The sequence below is a fragment of the Nocardia sp. CDC159 genome (assembly GCF_023740735.1).
Taxonomy (GTDB): domain Bacteria; phylum Actinomycetota; class Actinomycetes; order Mycobacteriales; family Mycobacteriaceae; genus Nocardia; species Nocardia pulmonis.
On record NZ_JAMRXH010000036.1, the window covers coordinates 1 to 18833 of the forward strand.

General features: G+C 66.1%; 22 protein-coding genes and 1 pseudogene. 9 read left to right on the forward strand and 14 right to left on the reverse strand.

The features are described 5' to 3' along the window. Nucleotides 1-170 precede the first annotated feature (170 nt). Nucleotides 171-1088: an alpha/beta hydrolase gene (locus NDR87_RS36730; RefSeq protein ID WP_251918902.1), complete on the reverse strand. Its 918-nt coding sequence runs from the start codon at nucleotides 1086-1088 to the stop codon at nucleotides 171-173. Between the two features lie 414 nt (nucleotides 1089-1502). Between NDR87_RS36730 and NDR87_RS36735 the strand changes: the two genes are divergently transcribed. Together NDR87_RS36735 and NDR87_RS36740 are read left to right on the forward strand one after the other, a co-directional pair. Further along, nucleotides 1503-1988, forward strand: a complete 486-nt coding sequence (locus NDR87_RS36735) for a DinB family protein (RefSeq protein ID WP_251918856.1) — start codon at nucleotides 1503-1505, stop codon at nucleotides 1986-1988. A gap of 158 nt (nucleotides 1989-2146) precedes the next feature. Continuing rightward, a complete protein-coding gene (locus tag NDR87_RS36740; RefSeq protein ID WP_251918858.1) occupies nucleotides 2147-2545 on the forward strand; it encodes a hypothetical protein in 399 nt (132 codons plus the stop codon). Between the two features lie 27 nt (nucleotides 2546-2572). Here NDR87_RS36740 and NDR87_RS36745 read toward each other — a convergent pair whose 3' ends face one another. After that, nucleotides 2573-3346, reverse strand: coding sequence for a hypothetical protein (locus NDR87_RS36745; protein ID WP_251918860.1), 774 nt, complete (start codon nucleotides 3344-3346; stop codon nucleotides 2573-2575). Between the two features lie 145 nt (nucleotides 3347-3491). Between NDR87_RS36745 and NDR87_RS36750 the strand changes: the two genes are divergently transcribed. Together NDR87_RS36750 and NDR87_RS36755 are read left to right on the forward strand one after the other, a co-directional pair. After that, a complete protein-coding gene (locus NDR87_RS36750; protein WP_251918862.1) occupies nucleotides 3492-4211 on the forward strand; it encodes a FadR/GntR family transcriptional regulator in 720 nt (239 codons plus the stop codon). A gap of 108 nt (nucleotides 4212-4319) precedes the next feature. Next, nucleotides 4320-4997, forward strand: coding sequence for a sterol desaturase family protein (locus tag NDR87_RS36755; RefSeq protein ID WP_372494410.1), 678 nt, complete (start codon nucleotides 4320-4322; stop codon nucleotides 4995-4997). A gap of 689 nt (nucleotides 4998-5686) precedes the next feature. Here the strand turns inward: NDR87_RS36755 and NDR87_RS36760 are convergent. Beyond that, entirely contained in the window at nucleotides 5687-6136 is a 450-nt protein-coding gene (locus NDR87_RS36760) for a hypothetical protein (protein WP_251918867.1), read from the reverse strand. Nucleotides 6137-6652: 516 nt separating this feature from the next. Here NDR87_RS36760 and NDR87_RS36765 point away from each other — a divergent pair. Together NDR87_RS36765 and NDR87_RS36770 are read left to right on the forward strand one after the other, a co-directional pair. Then, nucleotides 6653-6814, forward strand: coding sequence for a hypothetical protein (locus NDR87_RS36765; protein ID WP_251918869.1), 162 nt, complete (start codon nucleotides 6653-6655; stop codon nucleotides 6812-6814). An 82-nt stretch (nucleotides 6815-6896) separates the two neighbouring features. Continuing rightward, nucleotides 6897-7271, forward strand: a complete 375-nt coding sequence (locus tag NDR87_RS36770) for a hypothetical protein (protein ID WP_251918870.1) — start codon at nucleotides 6897-6899, stop codon at nucleotides 7269-7271. Nucleotides 7272-7467: 196 nt separating this feature from the next. Here NDR87_RS36770 and NDR87_RS37995 read toward each other — a convergent pair. From NDR87_RS37995 to NDR87_RS36810, 8 genes and pseudogenes are all read right to left on the reverse strand, one after another. Further along, a pseudogene (locus NDR87_RS37995) lies at nucleotides 7468-7542 on the reverse strand (hypothetical protein); the annotation flags it as partial. Between the two features lie 287 nt (nucleotides 7543-7829). After that, nucleotides 7830-9368 carry a M1 family metallopeptidase gene (locus NDR87_RS36780; protein ID WP_251918874.1) on the reverse strand — a complete coding sequence of 513 codons (1539 nt, stop codon included), beginning with the start codon at nucleotides 9366-9368 and terminating at the stop codon, nucleotides 7830-7832. Nucleotides 9369-9501: 133 nt separating this feature from the next. Then, the gene (locus NDR87_RS36785) at nucleotides 9502-10131 is read right to left on the reverse strand and encodes a M23 family metallopeptidase (protein ID WP_251918876.1); all 630 of its coding nucleotides are present in this window, start codon (nucleotides 10129-10131) and stop codon (nucleotides 9502-9504) included. An 82-nt stretch (nucleotides 10132-10213) separates the two neighbouring features. Continuing rightward, a complete protein-coding gene (locus NDR87_RS36790; protein ID WP_251918878.1) occupies nucleotides 10214-10897 on the reverse strand; it encodes a hypothetical protein in 684 nt (227 codons plus the stop codon). Nucleotides 10898-10998: 101 nt separating this feature from the next. Beyond that, the gene (locus NDR87_RS36795) at nucleotides 10999-11925 is read right to left on the reverse strand and encodes an alpha/beta hydrolase family protein (protein WP_286014494.1); all 927 of its coding nucleotides are present in this window, start codon (nucleotides 11923-11925) and stop codon (nucleotides 10999-11001) included. Between the two features lie 79 nt (nucleotides 11926-12004). Then, nucleotides 12005-12943, reverse strand: coding sequence for an alpha/beta hydrolase family protein (locus NDR87_RS36800; RefSeq protein ID WP_251918883.1), 939 nt, complete (start codon nucleotides 12941-12943; stop codon nucleotides 12005-12007). Between the two features lie 54 nt (nucleotides 12944-12997). Beyond that, entirely contained in the window at nucleotides 12998-13198 is a 201-nt protein-coding gene (locus NDR87_RS36805) for a hypothetical protein (protein WP_251918885.1), read from the reverse strand. A 19-nt stretch (nucleotides 13199-13217) separates the two neighbouring features. Further along, complete coding sequence (locus NDR87_RS36810) at nucleotides 13218-13412, reverse strand: hypothetical protein (protein WP_372494409.1); 195 nt, start codon at nucleotides 13410-13412, stop codon at nucleotides 13218-13220. Between the two features lie 163 nt (nucleotides 13413-13575). On the opposite strand from NDR87_RS36810, the gene NDR87_RS36815 reads away from it, so the two are divergent. Next, nucleotides 13576-14463 carry a helix-turn-helix transcriptional regulator gene (locus NDR87_RS36815; protein ID WP_251918889.1) on the forward strand — a complete coding sequence of 296 codons (888 nt, stop codon included), beginning with the start codon at nucleotides 13576-13578 and terminating at the stop codon, nucleotides 14461-14463. 100 nt (nucleotides 14464-14563) lie between these two features. Here the strand turns inward: NDR87_RS36815 and NDR87_RS36820 are convergent, their stop codons facing one another. After that, entirely contained in the window at nucleotides 14564-14779 is a 216-nt protein-coding gene (locus tag NDR87_RS36820; protein WP_251918891.1) for an EF-hand domain-containing protein, read from the reverse strand. A gap of 116 nt (nucleotides 14780-14895) precedes the next feature. On the opposite strand from NDR87_RS36820, the gene NDR87_RS36825 reads away from it, so the two are divergent. Beyond that, nucleotides 14896-15225, forward strand: a complete 330-nt coding sequence (locus NDR87_RS36825) for a metalloregulator ArsR/SmtB family transcription factor (RefSeq protein WP_251918893.1) — start codon at nucleotides 14896-14898, stop codon at nucleotides 15223-15225. After that, nucleotides 15225-15971: a cation transporter gene (locus NDR87_RS36830; RefSeq protein ID WP_251918895.1), complete on the forward strand. Its 747-nt coding sequence runs from the start codon at nucleotides 15225-15227 to the stop codon at nucleotides 15969-15971. The genes NDR87_RS36825 and NDR87_RS36830 overlap by 1 nt, the downstream gene beginning before the upstream one ends. Before the next feature lie 88 nt (nucleotides 15972-16059). Here the strand turns inward: NDR87_RS36830 and NDR87_RS36835 are convergent, their stop codons facing one another. Both NDR87_RS36835 and NDR87_RS36840 read right to left on the reverse strand, forming a co-directional pair. Continuing rightward, a complete protein-coding gene (locus tag NDR87_RS36835) occupies nucleotides 16060-17058 on the reverse strand; it encodes a hypothetical protein (protein WP_251918897.1) in 999 nt (332 codons plus the stop codon). Between the two features lie 642 nt (nucleotides 17059-17700). Further along, nucleotides 17701-18387: a sensor domain-containing protein gene (locus tag NDR87_RS36840; RefSeq protein ID WP_251918900.1), complete on the reverse strand. Its 687-nt coding sequence runs from the start codon at nucleotides 18385-18387 to the stop codon at nucleotides 17701-17703. Nucleotides 18388-18833: the final 446 nt, after the last annotated feature.

Sequence of the window (18833 nt, forward strand, 5' to 3'; positions counted from 1 at the left end):
TCACGAGGTCTCCGGTGTTCAGTTGAATCTTGGTCGATCAACCAACTACCGGAGACCTCACCACTATCAAAATCCCAGCCCGCCAACCAATCTCACAGCCGCTGCATCACTTCGAGACACGGCCTAGCACATCCGGCACGCGACGCGGCCGGTCGCCATCACCGGCCGCGTCACTTTCCGAACAGCCTTCGCGCAAGCCACGATTCGGCGTCCCGAAGGGCGGCGGCGGCCATGCCGGTAGGGCGGAAGGTGAATGCGTGCGCGGACTCGGGGTACACCCGGATGTCCACATCGTTCCCCGCCGCCGCGAGCCGGGCCGCCATGGCCAGGTTGTCCTCGAGGACGATATCGAGATCGCCGACCAGCAGCAGCGTCGGCGGCAGGTCGGCGAGATCGCCATAGAGGGGAGAGATATCGGGGTCGGTCCGATCGGCGACGTGACCGGCATACGCCGTGATGAAGAACTCGTCGGCATACAGCCTGCCGCCCGGGGATCGCCCGCTGAGGTCATAGGCGCCGAACTGCAGGACGGCACCGTCGAACCGATCGGCCAGCCCCTGGTCTCGTAGCCGCCGCAGAGTGGTCATGACCAGGGTCGCCCCCGCCGATGCACCGCCGATCGCCAATTCCGTTGCTCCGAACAACGACTCGGCCTGTTCCAGGAGCCAGAGTGCGGCGGTTTCGCAGTCGTCGGGAGCAGCGGGCCATGGATGCTCCGGCGCCAGTCGGTATTCGACGCTCACCACGGCTACTCCGAGCGCGTCGGCAAGGCGTGCATTGCGTACATCCTCATCGGCCGCCGAGCCGAGATAGAAACCGCCAGCGTGGATATCGAGATAAGCGCCCCGGATGTCGGCATCCTGGGGGGCGGTGATCCGCACCGGGACCCGACGATCGCCGACCTCGGCGGTGCGCTCGACAGCCCTGGTACGCGACGGCGTAACGGACGCCCGCCGCTCCCGCAGCTGCCGGAGCTCCTCGACGGTGGTCGGCCCGGCGACAGGCTGCGAGGCCGCGTTGCACCGTCGGCTCTCCTCGATATACGCGTCGAGTTTCTCATCCATCAGACGCGTAAGTCCGATCTCCATAATCCTCCATCCCGCATTGATCATGAGAATGCAATCAGGCGCGGCGACCGACATCAAACAACCAATCCCACTACCATCCACAACTTCTGGTTGTAGCGAAGCCAACCGCGACCCCCGCGCCCATGCACCGGCTCCCGCGGCGGCCGCCGCCGTGATCGCGGAAGCCGATGCCCTCGCGGCGGCGTCGCACCGAGACCCGTCTCGGCCGCGGTCGGACATGTAGCCCGGAAGCGAAATCCAGGGCATACTGGCGTAGGCGGCAGGCCCGCATTGCCTGCGCTCGGTCCGCGATTCCGCGCGGCGAGTGCCCCTCTTTCCCGGTCGTTCCCGGACGCCGGACGCCTCATCTCTTCCGAGACCCATTGCCGTGCCGTCGCTTCGTGCCATCCACACCACCGAATGGAGTGAATTCCCATGACCACCAACCGAATTACCAAAGGAACCGAACGAGCTCTCCTCGAGAACACGCTCGACCACAACCGCGCAGCGCTCATCGCGACCGTCCGCGGCCTGTCCGACACGGCCGCTCGCCAACGACTCGTCCCGTCGCTGACCACACCGATCTCCCTGATCAAACATGCCGCCGCCGCGGAACGGATTTGGTTCCAACGGTTCTGGGCGGAACTCGACGAATCCGAATGCGACGGCTACTCCCGCCGCGACGAGGGCACCTTCGCCGTCGCCGACGACGAGTCGCTGACCGACGTCATTGCCGAGTTCGAGCGCGCCAGCCAGCGATCCCGAGAGATCGCCGCCCGCTTCGACCTCGACGACACCTTGGTCAATCCCCGCGAGGGCGAGGTCAGCATGCGATGGACCCTGCTCGCCATGATCGAGGAGTTCGCCAGGCACGCGGGCCACGGCGACATCCTCCGCGAACAGCTCGAGTCGGCGGGCTAGCGGGTTCCGGGTGGGTGCGGCAGCCCATGCGGGACAACCTCGGACAAAACGGGCACGGTTGCGCCCCTCTTGCTAAGTTGAGGCGCCGCGTCCACCGGTGAGGCGGCTGGAGCCGACACCATTCCTGTTGGCGTGTAGGGAAATCGGAGTTCTTCATCATGGGTATTCGTGCTGCCGCCGCGACGCTGGGGATCGCGGCGGGTTTGGCCGCGATCGCCGTGTCGTCCGGGGCGGGCCAGGCCGCCGCGCTCACTCTGGAGGTCGACCCGCAACTCGGTGTCTACGGCGTGGACCTGAACCACTCGGAGACCGTCGCACTGCACAACTCCCCGGTGCCGACAATGCTGGACGGAGTGTGGCGCGACCACGGAACGGCCTTCCTCGTGCCGATGTCGGCAATCTACGCGGAGGACGACGAGATCTACGTCGGCGATCTCTCCGAGGTGGTCGCCGAGGCAGCCGAATCTCCCGACGGGATGGTCGGTCTCGGAATCATCTACCCCGGCCAGGCGGATGCCCTGCCCGCGGGCCTGCTGGCCGTGGGCATCGCGGAGTGATCGGTAGTCGGCTTGGGAGTTGAGCGTTCACCTCGACTTCCTGGACGCCCGGGCGGGTGAGCGCTGCTGCGACTCCGCCCGGAACGCCTGCACCGCCGTCCCCAGATTCCCGGTTTCCAGGTAGAGCCGCTCGAAGCGGTCGATGAGCTCGAGCGTCTTCTCGGCGGCCTCGACCGGGGACTCCGCGGTCCCGTAGGCGATCTGGCCGCCCCGGTTGGGGATGTACACACCCCATTTGATCGTCTCCCGATCACCGGCGGGGCAGCAGAAACTGGCAACAACGTCCGGCGCGAAAACCTCGCTCTCACCGGACAATACGAGCCGACGACGGTAGTACGCTTCGGGCCGCGGCCCGTCGAGGCCCCGCGCCTCCCAGCCCTCGGGCAGGCCCAGGCCGGTGGCACGCTCCGGCGGGGCGGCGGGCCGCGGTTCGCCCAGCGGCCGGCCAGTGTGATCGGTCGGCTCACTCCAGCGGATCGATCCCACCCAATCCCCGTCGGCAGTCCGCGTATTCCGGACCTGACCGGACTGGCACAGCACCCGGTCGCGCCAACCGAAGACGTCGTGCTTGGTCACGGAGATCTCGGCCCGATGCGGATATCGGCGCCGCCGATTCTGCCGCCGCACCTCGGCCTGACACCAATCACGGGCCCGCTGCAGGGTCCCCGCGAGCTCCGCTTCGTCGGAGATCTCGAAGACGGTCGACAGGGTGCCCGATTCCGGGCGTGGTGTCGCGAGAAGTTCGACCGGCTCGCCCTCCGCCCAGGAGACCGAGGCGTCGACCACCATCCGGACCGTCATCACTCCTCCTCCAGCGTGACCGTCGGGGCCATGCATCGGCCTCGACCAACTGTCCCATCTCCCGGTCACCGAGGTCAGAGCTTTCGCCGGGACCGATTGGTCTGACCACTTGACCTCTGGCCAATTCACGGCCTACCGTTGCCGCATGGCATTGCGGCGCATCGACCGGCGAACAGTCCCCGACACCGTGTTCGAACAGCTGGTGGACGAGGTGCTCGACGGCGAGCTGGCCGCCGGAGCGACCCTGCCCGCCGAGCGGCAGCTGGCCGAGACGCTGGGCGTATCGCGCCCGACCGTGCGCGAGGCGCTACAGCGGCTGTCGCATGCGGGCCTGGTCGAGGTGCGCCAGGGCGGGGCGACGACGGTCCGCGATTTCCGCCGTTCCGCCGGACTGGACATGCTGCCGCGGCTGATCGTGCGCAAGGGCCGCCTGGACACCGCGGTGGTCCGCAGCATTCTCGAGACCCGTTCGACGATGGGCCGCGAGGTCGCCGCCCTCGCCGCCGAGCGCACCGGCGCACGCATCGCCGAACCGCTGCGCGCGGCGGTCGAAGCCCTTGCCGCCCAACAGGACCCGATCTCTCAGCAGTGGGCGGCCCTGGACTTCTGGGAGCTCTTGGTCGACGCCGCCGAGTCCATCGTCCTGCGCCTGTTGTTCAACAACCTGCGCACGGTCTACGAACCGACCATGGCCGCCCTCGCCCAGGTCATGGCCGCCGAGGTCACCCGCATCGACCGCTACCGCGCCCTGGCCGAGGTCGTGGCCGCGGGCGACGGCACCGCGGCACGCCGGGCCGCCGAGGAGCTCTTGTCCGCCGCCGCAACGGAATTCGCCGCGGTGATGAGCAACCTCGAGGCCACGTAGCAGTGAGCGCGGCGCGCATTTTCAGGAGGTACACCGATGGACATCAGCGCTCGAATCAGGGCACACCGGGACCGCGAGGCCGAGGTCGACAGGAAGGCACAGGCCCGCCTGGCCGCGGCGGACGCGGTGGATCGCGTTCGACGCCAGCAGCTTTCGCTCACCGACGCCTTCGCCGTCTTCGTGCGGCGACCCTCTCCGTGGATCATCGCCGGACTGCTCGCCGGAGCACTGGCGGCACGGATCGCGGTGGGCGACTGGCAACTCACCGATGCGCTGGTCCCGCTGATCATGCTGGCGCTGTTCCCCTTCGCCGAATGGGTGATCCACGTCTGCGTACTGCATTGGAAGCCGCGCCGGATCGGACCGCTCACCATCGACTCGCTACTGGCCCGCAAGCATCGGGAGCATCACGCCGATCCGCGCGACGTGCCGCTGGTGTTCATCCCCTGGCAGACCTTCCTGTGGCTGCTCCCGGCGCTGATTCTGCTTGCGCTGCTGGCCTTTCCACGCCCCGGCCTGGGCCTGACCTTCCTCGTCGCGCTCGGCGTGCTCGGCCTGAACTACGAATGGACCCACTACCTCGTCCACACCGACTATCAGCCGACCACCCGCCTGTTCAAGGCCGTGCGCCGCAACCACCGGCTGCACCACTTCAAGAACGAGCACTACTGGTTCACCGTCACCACCTCCGGCACCGCCGACCGCGTCCTGCGCACCCACCCCGACCCCGCGACCACCCCCAACTCCCCCACTGTCAAGACCCTGCACGCTCGGGGCATCGGCTAGCGCGTATCTCCCATTGCTTTGAACCATCCGACGTCGAGGGCCAGGACGAATCCGGAGACTTCGATCTGCGCCGCCTGCACGAGCGCTCCGGTGCCGGATCCGACGCCGGAGCGCTCGCCGCTGTCGCAGACCTACCGAAACGTACTGAAGAGTGGAAGACCTACGAGATGTAGAGATAGACCCTGGCCGAACGGCCGTCACCCGACCAGTGGAACTGTGTTGTGGTCCCCTTGGGACACGCCTTTGCTTCGCGTCTGCCCGAGTTGCCTATGAACGCCTTGATGCGGGCGCACTTTCCATCGGCCTTGGTATCTTTCACCCAGCCATCCACATACACTTTCGATCCGGAGCACTCCACTGTCCATGCAGCCTCACCGCCGGTGGTACTGGGGTGGAATTCCGCGGGGCACTCCGCCGGCGCGGGCGGTGCGTCCGGCGGGGTTGCCTGCGCAGGGGCACCAAGGGGTGCAGCGAGAGCGAGCCCGAGTATCGCGAGCCCGAGAGTTTTGCGGACCTGGTATTTGCGCACTTTGTGACTCCTTCAATGGATCTGTTGGTCTAAAAGATTGCGACATAAAGGGTTTCGCTTCATATTGCATGCCATTCTGCCTCGCATGCCCGTAATATGTTGCGCTGCAAGTAATCACCTCGGAGCCGGGTTCGCCCGCTTGTTGGCGGTCAGAAATGCACTACCGCACATACAGGTACCCATTCGCGAACCTACCGGGGCGGGACCAGCTGAAGTTTGTCTTGGGGCTAGTAGCAGGGCAGTTTTTGGCGACGAAAGTTTTGTCATTGAATTCGCCTCTCACATAGGCGCATTTGCCGTCCGCATTGAGGTCGTCCACCCAGCCGGACATAGTTATCCAACCGCCGCTGCATGTCAGTTTCCAGTAGGCCCACGCATCGCCGCCAACAATTGGTTTGAACTCGTCGCCACAAGTTCCGGGCAGTGGCGCCGCGTCCGCCGGAAGGGCCTCGCCATCTGGTTGCGCTGTATTGGACGCAGTCGTCTTCGAAGCGAGGTCGCTGGCACTCGCGGCAGGGATCGTGGGGGCCAGCGCGGCGGCAGACAACAGAAGGGAGAGCAGGGCAGTATTCAGGAATTTGCGCGGAAGGGCGTTTTTGCGCATGTGCATGATCGAATCAATCCTTCAGGGTCCGTGTCGGACTTTGTTTGAACCGATGCCCCCATTGCTGCTTCATCGCAACCCGCGATCACCCTAGGACGCCGATCGCAGAATCTGCTCGAATTGATCTCTCCGATTCCGAAACGTGCTCTGCTCAGCGCATGGACGGCATCGACCTACCTAACGCTACTCTTTGTGTAAGATCGAAAATATCGGCCACAGGTCTATTTCATCTAAACCATTGTGACAACGCGGCCACCCCGTCAACAGATTCAGTACGCCATAGGTTCACCCATTTCGAAAGCTTCGATCATCAGCGTTCCTCCGCCGCGATTCGCCGTCGTCGGGGGCGTGCTTTCAACCAGGTCAAGCACAGGCGGGCAGTGGCCACGCGCTACGACAAGCTCGCGACTACCTACCGTGCCGGATTCGTTTCTGGCTCCAGTCGTTGAACGGCTCGAATCATGGAGAGACAGACCCTAGTGCGATCGGTTTCACCCGCCCGCGATCGGAAACTCTCGCCACGTGACCAACCCACAGGACTACGCGGAATACAGCGACGAGGTGCCGATCAAGCCGGACCGCGACCGGACGTCCGAGGATCGGCGCGACCAGGCGGACGCGCAGAACCGCCAGCCCGAACCGGCCACCGACACCGCCGAGGGCTCCGGCGAGCCACCGGACTGATCAACCAAGATCACTGCCTTGTGATCGCACACAGCGACTGATACAAATCCTTCGGCATCAGCACGGATGGATGAGGGATTTCATGTACAGAACGGTTTTCGCGGTACTGGCGGCCAGCCTCGCGATCGGGTGCGCCGCCGCGGTGAGCGCCCCCGCGCACGCGGTGAGCGACCAGGTCACCTGCGACGCGGTACTGCAGGCGAGCATCGAGATGGGCGACTCGCTGGCGGCCGGTAGCGAGATGGCCGATATCAAGCAGGCGCTCGCGGAGGTCGCGGCCAAGCTGGCCGCTGCCGCCGCCGAGGCGGACCCGGGCCCGCTGAAGACGGCTCTCGAGGAGGATGTGGTCCAGCTGAACCGTGCCGCCTCGGCCCCCGACGACCAGGTCGTCGCCATCCTGGACGAGCACGCTGTCGCCGAGGCCCGCGATCGGGTCGACGCCCTCTGCGGCTTCTAGACCCCGACCGGGAGGGCGAGCGGGCCGCGATGGCGGAAACCCGAGCGCCAGACGATATTCCGCTCCTCCTCGAGCACCCGCAGGTCCGGCCACAGCGTGTAGACCTCGGCCAGTACGGCCCGGTCACCGGCCGGACCAGCGCGGTGCCGAGGCAGGTGCGCGGCCCGTCGCCGAGCGCCAGATGCGGATTCGGCCTACGCCGCAGATCCAATTCCTCGGGGGTGGAGAACATCTCGTCGTCATGGTTGGCCGAGGCCAGGCAGAACAGCACCGTCTGCCCGGCCTCGATCCGCTGCCCGCCCAGCAGACATCGGTGGTCGCGAAGCGCGGACTGGCGAGCACCTGCGGCGACAGATACCGCAACAGATCGTCCACCGCCGCGAGCCGATCCGCACCCGACATCAGCGCTCGCCGCTGCGCGGGCCTGGACGAAAGCGACAGCACCGCACCGGAAATCAGGTCGGCCAGCACCTCGTACCAGACGAACATTCTCAGCACCGCCACATCATGAAAGAGCCGGGCCCGCGTTGTCCACGGACCCGGCCCCAGCGCTCCGGATTACTGCCGCTTGGTCGCGACCGCGTACAGGTCGTCCCACACCTTCGGCTTGGCTGTGGGAGCCATGGTCCGCGGCGCCGGGCTGCGGCTGCCGTCGAAGGTCGCCTCGCTCGGCCGGTAGGCGGGCTTGCCCTTATCGGTCAACCAGGTCTTGAACAGCAGGTTGGTGCTGCGCCCGGTCACCGCGTTGGCGGTGTCGATGAAGTCCGACACCTTCCCGTTGCTGAACTTGGTCTTGGTCAACCATTCCCGCAGCACCCGGAAGAACATGTCGTCGTCCCCGAGCGCACTGCGGAAGGCCTGAATCGCCATCGCCCCACGCGAATACAGCTCGGCGGGCAGGACCTTCGCCGGGCCCGGATCGGTGAGCACCACATTCCAGTCGATTCGGGTGGAGGTTTCGTAGCCGTAGTCGGCGATCTCCGCCGCGGTGCCCGTACCGTTCTTCTCCGACCACAGGTACTCCATGTAGCTGGCGAAGCCCTCGTTGAGCCAGCCGTCCTTCCAGGTGGCCACCGAGGTGGAGTCGCCGAACCACTGATGCGCCATCTCGTGCACGACCACCGAATCGTTCTTGCCGCGCTTGAAGAATCCGTCGGTGTAGGTCGGAATCGTCTGGGTCTCCAGCGCGTAACCGCCCATCTTCGCGTCCACGACACCGCCGGTGGATTCGAACGGATACGGCGTCAGCACGCTCGCCAGCCAGTCGGTGATCTCCGGCGTCCGCTCGATGCTCGACTTGGCGTTGGCACGCACGGTCGGATCCAGATCCTTCGCGTACGCGGTGATATTCGGCCGATTCGGCGAGCCGCTGTTCTGGCCGCCGCGCTCGTACTTGCCGATCGCCAGATAGCTGGCGTAGGTGATCTGCGGCGACTTGCTCAGCCAGTTGTGCCGCTTCCAGCCCGGAATGTTTTGCGTCACACTGGTTTCCACGCCATTGGACAGCACGTCCATATCCGCGGGCGCGAGCACCGACACCGCGTAGGTGGCCTTGTCGGTCGGATGGTCGTTGCTCGGATACCACCACTCGGCCGAGAACGGCTCACTCGAGATCAGCGCGCCGTTGGCGTTCTCCACGAAGTTGCGCGCGCCCGCGGCGTTCGCCACCCGCGAGGGAATGTCGTTGTAGGCCACGACCGCGGTGAACTGATCGCCGGTCTTCAGGTTCAGCGGCATCGTCACGGCGAGCTTGTCGTTGCCCAGCGCGTACTTGGCGGGCTTGTTCTCGATCAGCACCGACTGGGTCTGCAGCAGGAAGTCGAAACCGATCGCCGAACCGGCCTGGAGATCCTTCTTGGCCTTGGCCGTGACCGTGGTCGTCCCGGACAGCCGGCCCGAGGACGGCTCGTACTTCAGGTCGATGCTGTAGTTGGAGACGTCGTAGAGGGGACTGCCGATATTGGGGAAGACCGGATCACCGATCCCGGTCAGCGGTCCCTTCGCATTCGCTCCGGGTCCGGCGACGAGAAGTGGCGCCACCAGGCCGACCACCGCTAGGGCGGTGATTCGGGCCGCCCCTCTGTGTATGGCGTTCATGCCATCAGATGGAAGCACGTCCGGCTGTTGTCCGGATCACTAAATTCCGTGCGGTGGAATGTATTTCGCATGTCATAGGATGAAACCCGCTGCTGGGCAGCGGATTTCCCCTACACCAACCGGGACCCCATGATCAAATCTGCGCGTTAGGGGTTGCGCCACGCGAGCGCGCCGCTCGCGACACCTCCGCCAGCGCGTCGACGAAGCTCAGATCCTCGCCCCGCGCACCGCGCCCCAACTGCGGCCAGCCCCGGCCCTCGGGCCCGCGCAGCTGCTCCCAGACCTGCCGCGTCCGATCCAGCAGTTCGCGCTGTTCGTCGTCGCCGAGCGCCCACAGGAACCCGCCCGGATAGCCGGCCCCGCGCAGCCACGACAGGGGATCGACCTTGGCCGCGGGGTCGTATCCGTACGGCATGACGCTCAGATGCAGATGCGGACCCGACGACTGCCCATTGTTGCCGACATAGCCGATCACCTGCCCGGCCTCGACCCAGTCGCCGACCGACAGCCCGGTCGCCCGCGCATCCCACATATGCCCGTATTCGGACACGCCGCCGCCCTCCGCCGCGGGATGGTCGATGACGATCCACTGCCCATATCCGGCAGCCGCGCCGAGATGGATGATCGTCCCCGCGGCGCAGGCGTGGATCGGCGTCCCATCCGGCGCCGGAAAGTCTTGTCCGGCATGAAATCCGCCCGCGCGCGGGCCGAATGGCGAACCGATGGTGAACGTCCCCTTCCGCAGGGGCCAATAACGGGTCATGATTGCCCTCCCTTCCCGATATTTCTATCGGGAAAGGCGCGCGACCGGTAGCCCTCGGTCCATTCAACGGTCCGCCGCGCGATTACTCCGTCGCGGGAGCGGGCGGCTGTTCGACCGTATCGAACAGCAGAATGCCCGCCGCGATGGCGACCGGCACACCGATGGCGATGGTGCCGACCACCCCGCCGATGGCCGCGGCCGCGGCGGCCGTGATGAGGCAGCCACCCAGAAATCCGGGCACCGCGAGCAACCCGATCGTCGGAATCGCGGCCGTCGTACCCGCGACGACACCGCCGAGCACACATCCGATGCCCGCACCCACGACCGTGCCGATCAGCCCGCCCAGCGCCGCGCCGACCCCGACCTGGGTGGAGAAGTGCGAGAGCGCGTCGTTGAACTGGTCCGATTCCGGATTCAGGTCGACCTGCGTCAGCGCCGGGATGGGCGCGGGCACCGCGGCCGCCGGATCGGTGCTCGGCGTGAGCCGCGCGGTGCGCCCGTCGACGCTCGCGGCAACCGGCCAGCGCATACCCGCACGCTCATAGCCGAGCGGAATGCCGCCGACCAGCGCCCCGCCCGGGTCCCGGATCTGCAACTGCCCGTTGGCAACGGACAGCGTCCCGGAGTCGATGTCCAGGATCACCGAATCACCGGAGACCTTCGCGGTATAGGTCATCTCGGCGGGCGGCTGAGCGTGAACAACCCCCGAGGTGCCCACCAGGGCCGTCAGGAACGCCGGGAGAACGGCCGCACGTATTGCTTTCACGAGGCACCCACCATTCGCACAACAGGGTCCCTCGATGAAACAAGCAATCATGCAGCTATTCAATGGCCTGTGATGGAAATTACCGTTCGGAACTATCCATCTCAGGCCCCGATGGCCTGGGCCAGCTGTGGCCAGGATTCGTGCAGATCGGTCTGGAACAGGCCCCAGGTGTGCGCACCCTCCGGCCGCACCACGTGGGTCGCCGGGATGCGCAGCTGGCTCAGCCGGGTGGCGAAGGAGGTGGTGCAGGAGTTCGCGAGCGCCTCCACCGGCGGGAAGACCAGCCCGCCCCGATCGGTGGCACCGGGCACGCCCGAGGCGGCCGACAGGTACACGGTCTTACCCGCCAGCGCACCGGCGTGCGCGAAAGCGTCATGGGCACGCCAGGTTTCGCTACCCGGCACACCCCACATATTGAGCGGATTGCCGCCGCCGCGCACCACCTGTGCCGTGATCATCGCCACCCCCGTCGGATTCGAGGTCCACGGACACCCGCTGTACGCGGCCACCGCGCTGTATCGATCGGGCGCCTGGATGGCGAGGTCGATGGCCGAGGCGGCGCTCATCGACACCCCCGCTATCGCATTGCGCCCGGTGGCGTTCAGCCGCTCGTCGAGCACCGCAGGAAGTTCCCGGGTGAAGAAGGTCTGCCAGCGATTACGGCCGAGTACCGGATCGTCGGCGATCCAGTCGGTGTACATGCTGTACGCCCCGCCGATCGGCATCACCACGTTGACATGCTTGTCGGCGAAGAACTCTCGCACATCGGTGTCGTCCCACCAGGAAATGCCGTCGGCCCCACCGCCGATGCCGGTGAGCAGATACAGGGTGGGCGCGGGACCGCCGCCTGCCGCGCGAATCACCCTGCTACTGATGACCTTGTCCATCGCGGGTGAGTAGACATCGATCCGTTCGGCGGAATCGCCGATCGGTTCGGCCGCCACCACCCGAGCTCCCGGCGGGGCCGCCGCGGCCGACCCGGGTACCAGGCCGGACGCGACGACCGTGCTCACCACCACGCTTACCATTGCCGCGAAATACTTTGAAGGCCTCACTATCCCGGTGTACCGCGACCGGATCGCTAGTACACACCCCAATTTCGCGGCCTCAGGCCTCCAGCGCCTCGGCCAGCTGCGGCCAGGAGTCGTGCAGATCGGTTTCGAACAGTCCCCAGGTGTGCGCTCCCTCACGGCGGGCCACATGGGTGGCGGGAATGCCGAGGTGTGCCAGGCGCAGCGCGAAGGCCGCGGTGCACAGGTCCGCGATCGTCTCGACCGGAGGGAACGGCAAGCCGCCCTCGTCGATCCGGCCCGGGATACCGGTGGCCGCGGACAGGTAGATGGACTTTCCGGCCAGTACTCCGGCGCGGGCGAAGGCATCGTGCGCTCGCCAGGTCTCGCCGCCCGGAATGCCCCACATGTTCAACGGATTCCCGCCGCCGCGGATCACCTGCGCGCCGATCAAAACGACCCCCGTCGGATCCGCCGCCCAGGGACAGCCGCTGTAGGCCGCGACCGCGCGATACAGCTCGGGCGCCTGGATGGCGAGGTCGATGGCGGACCCCGCGCTCATCGACACCCCCGCGATCGCATTGCGCCCCGTCGTGCCCAGGTGGGTGTCCACCACCGCGGGCAGCTCCCGGGTGAAGTAGGTCTGCCACCGATTGCGGCCCAGCACGGGATCGTCGGTCTGCCAATCGGTGTAGAGGCTGAACGCCCCGCCGATCGGCATCACCACATTGACATGCTTGTCGGCGAAGAACTTTCGCACATCGGTGTCGTCCCACCAGGAGATGCCGTCGGTCCCGCCGCCCGCCCCCGTGAGCAGGTACAGCGTCGGCGCGGGACCGTGTTTGGCGCGTAGCACGCGGTTCTTCACCACCCGCCGCATCGAGGGCGAGTACACGTCGATATGCGAGAGCGAACCGCCCAGCGACTGCTCCGCGATCACCTTCGCCCCAATCGGATCGGCCGCGACCGGGCCGCCTGCCACCGCGACGGCCACGAGCGCGCCGACGACCGCCGCCGAATACTTGTGAGCCCACATGGCCCACCGTTCTATCGTGCGGCGGCCGTTTGTACGGCGAACGACGCGGCCGCGTCAGGCGGCGGTTCGGCACCGCGGGCACTCCGACGGCGAATCTCCCGGATGCGGATGCCCCAATTCGACGAGCCGAATCCAGCAGAAGCGCTTCATATCGCACGTCCCCAGCGTGCAGTCGGCATGGCGCTCGTGGCGCACTTCCAGATGCATGCGTTCCGGCGACATGGCATGGCCGGGTATGCGGTGAAAAATGCTCATTGGTTGCGTACTTTTCATCTCAGAATCCCATTTTCGGAAGGTCCGCGGGGACCATGCGACCGGCCTCTACCAGGCAAAACCTGGCCTGAGACTTCAACGGGCACAGCCCGGTTGGGCAATCGATGTGCATCTGCATCACCAGATGCGCGTAGGCGACGGTCATCACCGGGACGGCATTGTGGTCGGTCACCGGAAGTCCATAGGGCACAGGCACTTTCATTCCCTCCCATTACCGAATTCGAAGCGACTCACTGTCTGTAGTGATACTCTTCGGCTCAGCGGGGCGGGAGTTATTCGAGAGTCCGACTGCCGTGATTCGACAGAGTTTCCAGGTTGACCCTTTCCAAAATTCATCCCAGTCGTGAGAGAGGCTAACGATGGCGAGTCCAATCCTTGCGAGCCTGACGCTCGGGCGGCGGTTGCAGAAGCTGCGCGAGCGGGCGGGGCTGTCGGAGTACGCGATGGCGAAGGCGGTCGAGATGTCGCCGCAGACGTGGGGGCGACTCGAGGACGGAGTGAAGCAGAACGTGCAGAGCATGTTGATCAATGCGATCTGCGACAAGTTGGGGGCGAGCGATGAGGAGCGGCAGCGTTTGCTGGTGCTCGCGGATGAGGTTCGCCAGGAGCGGGCGGCAGTCGCGAATGTCAGCTGGCGCTCATACAGCGGAGACATCCGGAGATACTTCGAGTACTACCTTCGGATCGAAGAGGCCGCCCGGAGCATCATCTACCTACACCTCAATCTCATCCCCGGATTGCTCCAAGCGCAGGATTATCGGCGGGAACTCGCGTGGGCCGATATCCCACAACGGTCTTCCAGCGACGTCGAGAACGTCCTCGCGCTCCTTCGGCAGCGTCAGAAACGCTTGTCGGACCCGAACTTCGAGCTCGAGGCATGGCTGCCGGAGGCTGTGCTACGCCAACCAGTCGGTGGCCCGAGAGTGATGGAAGACCAATTGCGTCACCTGCTCGAGGTCGGCGACCTGCCGAATGTCACCATCAGGGCCATCCCGCACGGCTTGACGAATCCTATTGCGGTCAACACGGGTTCGTTCAACTTCCTGACTTTCTCTATGCTCGCGAACTCGCGATTGACCCCGCCTCCACTCGTGTTCCTCGATGGCTACACCGGCTCCACATACATCACCGCAGAGGACCAGATCGCCAAGTACCGCGCGACCATACCGGCAATTCGGCGGATTACGTTGGACGAGGGGCCGACCAGAGATTTGATTCTGACGATCGCAAGGGAGTTCGCCTCGTAGGCATCGAACGATCCACGCCTGAATCGGACGCCTTCACCACCGACCTCACCACCGGCCGGTTCGACCACCCCTGATCGAACCGCCTGCGGCCGAGCGAATCTCACGACAACAGCTGCTCGCACACCTTCGCGAACTCCGAGAACGTCAGCGTGCCATTGCGATCGAGATCCATCTCGGCCAGCACCCGTTCGACATCGCCCTCGCCCGACCCGCCGAGCGCCCGCAGCATGGCCTCGAGCTCGCTCCGATCGACGCACCCGCTCCCGTCCTGATCGAAGACCCGAAAGATCGCCTCGAAGTCCTGCCCGGCACCCACGCGCCACTCCCCTCTTCGAACCTGCAAAGCCAGCAGTATGGCAAACCACGCGGTCGAACGCCCAACCGAACTATTCACCCTTTTCTGAATACAGAAATCGATGTACTGTCAGAGGCGTGGAAGCCGTCCTGCACCGTGACGCGCTGGCCCGCTTCGGCCACGCCCTCTCCGACCCGACCCGCACCCAGATCCTGCTGAGCCTGCGTCGAGCGCCGGGCTATCCCTCGGAGCTGGCCGAGCAGATCGGCGTGTCGCGGCAGATCCTGTCGAATCACCTTGCCTGCCTGCGTGGTTGCGGCCTGGTGGTCGCGGTCCCGGAGGGGCGTCGCTCGCGCTACGAACTGGCCGACCCGCGCATCGCTCGCGCGCTCGACGACCTCACCGGGCTGGTGCTGGCGGTCGATCCCGCGTGCTGCCCGGACTCCGACACCCAGGAGTGCTGCTGATGTCGCAACCATTGGGAATGCCATCCCTCCCCTCGTCCGCGCTCTCGACAGCCCACGGACCCTCCCGGTTCTCGGCAACCACCGCGGGGCCGTCACCACACCGCCGCGCGATCCTCGCCCGCCGGATCCGCTGGTTCGTCGCGGCGACCATCACCTACAACGTCATCGAGGCGATCGTCGCCCTCACCGAGGGCACCCGCGTCTCGTCCACCGCACTCATCGGCTTCGGCCTGGACTCGGTGATCGAGGTGTCCTCGGCCGCCGCGGTCGCCTGGCAGTTCTCCGGCCGGGATCCCCAGAAGCGCGAACACATCGCCCTGCGAATCATCGCGTTCTCGTTCTTCGCCCTCGCCGCCTACGTGACCGTCGACTCGATCCGCGCCCTGCTGGGCATCGGCGAGGCCCGCCACTCCCCCATCGGCATCGCGCTGGCCGCGGCCAGCCTCGCCATCATGCCGATCCTGTCCTGGCTCCAGCGTCGCGCGGGCCGCGAAATCGGCTCCGCCTCAGCGGTAGCCGACTCCAAACAAACCCTCCTGTGCACCTACCTGTCGGCCGTCCTCCTGATCGGCCTCCTGCTCAACACCCTGTTCGGCTGGTCCTGGGCCGACCCGATCGCCGCCCTGATCATCGCCGCCATCGCCATCAGGGAGGGCATCAACGCCTGGCACGGCGAAACCTGCTGCCCCACACCGACATCCGGGAAACCGGGCGCATCGGCCCACGATTGCGACTGCTGCGCCTGACGCCGCCGATCCGCCGAACGCCCAGGGCGCCAACCAATCCGTTCCGAACACCACGAGAACAAACTGGTTGGCGCTGCCCGTTTCTGGTCTAGAAACCCCCATTCGAGCCGGGGCGTTGGTTCCCCCCGCCCGGGGCGTTGTTGCCGCTACTGGGCTGGGGGTTCTGGGTCCGCGGTGCGTGCGACGACTCCGGCGTGCTCGTCGATGGTGCGGACGACTTGGGCACGCTCGTCGACGGTGTCGATGAGCTCGGCGTGCTCGTCGACGGTGTCGACGACTTGGGCGCGCTGGTCGACGGTGTCGTCGTCGGCTGTTTGGTTCCGTCGCTTCCGTTCTGCGGGGTCGTGCTCGTCGGCACCCGGCTCTCGCTGGTCTGGACGTTCTGGTCGTCCTTGCTCGCCGGGGACTTGTCGGGCTGGCCGCTCACGCCGTCCCACAGGTGGCCGACGGTGGTGACATGGTCGCCCGAGATCGCCTTCCCGGTGACGCCCTCGAAGCCGGTGATCGCCAGGATCGCGATGACGAAGGCCGCCACGCTGGTTCCGATGATCAGCGGCCAGTGCAGGCTGTACCGGCGGCGCGGCTGCGCTTTGCCGGTTGCGGTACTCATAACCGGCGACTGGGAATTCAGCTGGGGAAGCATCACGGTGCGTTCCTCGTCGACGAACCGTCCACCACCGGCCACTGGCCTGTTGCCCGGAGGCCGCCACGGGCCTTGATACCCGGGACCCGCTCCGGCCGGCCTGTCATTCGGACGTCCCGCCCAGCCCGGCGCGGCCGGATGAATGCTGTCCGTGCGCTGCCCGGGCATCTGCCGCGTCGGCTGGGCCGACTCGGCCTGCTGCCGGGTACTCGCTTCCGTCAGCGCCAGCGCCGCTTCCTTCGTCTTGCGCAGCGACCGCAGATACAGCTCGCCACCCACCGAGGACACCACGCTCGCGATCCCGGCCCCCGCCACGGTGCCCGCCACCCCCAGCGTCGATCCCAGAAAGGCCGCGGTAACCGCCGCCAAGGCTGCCGCGAGAACCTGCGACGGTTTGATCCCGTCCTTTTTGTCTGATTTGCCTTTCTGGTCTTCGCTCATCATCCCGTTCTGCTCGCATCGTTACCGTTTCGATTCCTCAACGTTATAAGCCATACCGACCGTTCCGCTCGTGCCCAAAACGTGAGGCGCACCACTGTTGCACCGAGATGATCTCTGCCAGTTGATCTTCCGACGCATCGCCCGGCCGAACCGCACCGCGCGCATCGGCGTCCGATCGCTGGCCGGGGCGCAGATCCGAGATCACATCGGCAGTAGCACGAATCGCGCAGCCACACCAGTTTCGGGTTCGGCCAACCGATTCGGAACAGTCCCGAACAACTGCCCGAGCGCCCACACTGGTCCTATTGACCGCGTTCGAACGAGCCCGGCGGCGCATATTCGGCCGCAAGGTGCACTCCGAGCGTTCGGGCTCAAACAGTTATCAACACGAACATTGATCCTGACGATTCCCGCTCGTGTTGATGTCACACCGTCCGCGGGTGCGACTTTGGCTGGTGCCGAAGCGGATACGACTGGCCTTCGTTCGAAGCCCGCCTCAACCGAATCGGCCAGTTCCGCACGGCTGGGGAGGGAGGACGGCTCCAAGTACAACTGCTCCAGTTCCGCTTCAGCGAGGATCAGCAACCCCAGCACCGCGCCATCAGCCACCGCGACCCAGGTCTCGCGCCTCGGCACGACCACCGCCTACGAGCGCAGCGCGGTGGACTCCACGGAGGCGGCCGCCGCCCGGCTGGTGTCCGGATCCTGAACGCGTCCCTGAATGACGGCGAGCCGGGTGAGCAGGGTCTGCGCGAAGGTGGCCTGCAGGGCGGCGCTGCCCCGCTGGACGAGGTACAGGGTGAGCAGCGCTACGGCACCGACGATCGTGTTGAAGACTGTCCGGTTGTGGGCGGTGTCCGCGCCCATGATCGTCTCGATGACGATGTCGTGGCTGTCGCCATAGGGAATGAACCTGCCCCAAAACCAGTACGTCAATCCGCCCAATGTCATTGCCCACCACACGATCGGCAGCACGAACGTGATGATCGCGATCGGTAGGTTGACGACGGCGTACAACAGATCCAACCAACTCTGCCCCTGCCCGATCGGTGCGGTGATCCGACGGAACCACCCCGCTCCCTCCGGTGCCTCGGCGTACCGAGGCCTTGGCACCGCCCTGCCCGTCAACTGCAGAAGGCGTACGCGCTCGATATCGGCGAAACCGCGTGCGAGCAGCAGCGTCAACGCGAGCAGCGGAATCCCGATGAAGATCACCGCTGTGCCGATGCTCGCCGCGAAAAGGGACACAAGGAGGCTGAAACTGACCAATGCGAGGGGCAATCCCAAGAACGTATATGCGAAGTCGAGGCCCAGCCGCCGGATGATCGTCACGCAGGCAACGCTAGAACCAAACCCAGCGAGACCCCATCCAACCCTGGTAGGGGGTCGGGCTACCTCCCGGGAGGGACGGCAATCGCCATTACTCGCCGCGCGACCAGCGGCAATACAGGTCGCCGGTTCGATCCCCCGGATCCCCGGTGCGCGGTCAGCGCCGTGTCGGCGGACAGCCGACGCGATGGGTGGCGTATCGAGCTGCGTTGGCAGCACCGTTGCGCGTCGGCGTAGTTCGACCGGGATAGGAAAGTTTCGCGGCCGTGTTCTGCGGTATCCGAAACAGAACCGCACGGTTCCATTGGGGAGCTGTGCGCGAGTTCGAGGAGGACGCCGTGGCCGAGAAAAGCTATCGCTCCGCCGAGACCGGCCGGTATGTCACCGAGGAGACCGCGGCCGAGAATCCGAGGACGACCGTGCGCGAGGACGAGCCCCACCAGGGCGAT

Coding starts and splice junctions, on each gene's coding strand:
- NDR87_RS36730 (WP_251918902.1), bottom strand. CDS start 1,088: ATGGAGATCGGACTTACGCGTCTGATGGATGAGAAACTCGACGCGTAT.
- NDR87_RS36735 (WP_251918856.1), top strand. CDS start 1,503: ATGACCACCAACCGAATTACCAAAGGAACCGAACGAGCTCTCCTCGAG.
- NDR87_RS36740 (WP_251918858.1), top strand. CDS start 2,147: ATGGGTATTCGTGCTGCCGCCGCGACGCTGGGGATCGCGGCGGGTTTG.
- NDR87_RS36745 (WP_251918860.1), bottom strand. CDS start 3,346: ATGACGGTCCGGATGGTGGTCGACGCCTCGGTCTCCTGGGCGGAGGGC.
- NDR87_RS36750 (WP_251918862.1), top strand. CDS start 3,492: ATGGCATTGCGGCGCATCGACCGGCGAACAGTCCCCGACACCGTGTTC.
- NDR87_RS36760 (WP_251918867.1), bottom strand. CDS start 6,136: ATGCACATGCGCAAAAACGCCCTTCCGCGCAAATTCCTGAATACTGCC.
- NDR87_RS36770 (WP_251918870.1), top strand. CDS start 6,897: ATGTACAGAACGGTTTTCGCGGTACTGGCGGCCAGCCTCGCGATCGGG.
- NDR87_RS36780 (WP_251918874.1), bottom strand. CDS start 9,368: ATGAACGCCATACACAGAGGGGCGGCCCGAATCACCGCCCTAGCGGTG.
- NDR87_RS36785 (WP_251918876.1), bottom strand. CDS start 10,131: ATGACCCGTTATTGGCCCCTGCGGAAGGGGACGTTCACCATCGGTTCG.
- NDR87_RS36795 (WP_286014494.1), bottom strand. CDS start 11,925: ATGGTAAGCGTGGTGGTGAGCACGGTCGTCGCGTCCGGCCTGGTACCC.
- NDR87_RS36800 (WP_251918883.1), bottom strand. CDS start 12,943: ATGTGGGCTCACAAGTATTCGGCGGCGGTCGTCGGCGCGCTCGTGGCC.
- NDR87_RS36805 (WP_251918885.1), bottom strand. CDS start 13,198: ATGAGCATTTTTCACCGCATACCCGGCCATGCCATGTCGCCGGAACGC.
- NDR87_RS36815 (WP_251918889.1), top strand. CDS start 13,576: ATGGCGAGTCCAATCCTTGCGAGCCTGACGCTCGGGCGGCGGTTGCAG.
- NDR87_RS36830 (WP_251918895.1), top strand. CDS start 15,225: ATGTCGCAACCATTGGGAATGCCATCCCTCCCCTCGTCCGCGCTCTCG.
- NDR87_RS36835 (WP_251918897.1), bottom strand. CDS start 17,058: ATGATGAGCGAAGACCAGAAAGGCAAATCAGACAAAAAGGACGGGATC.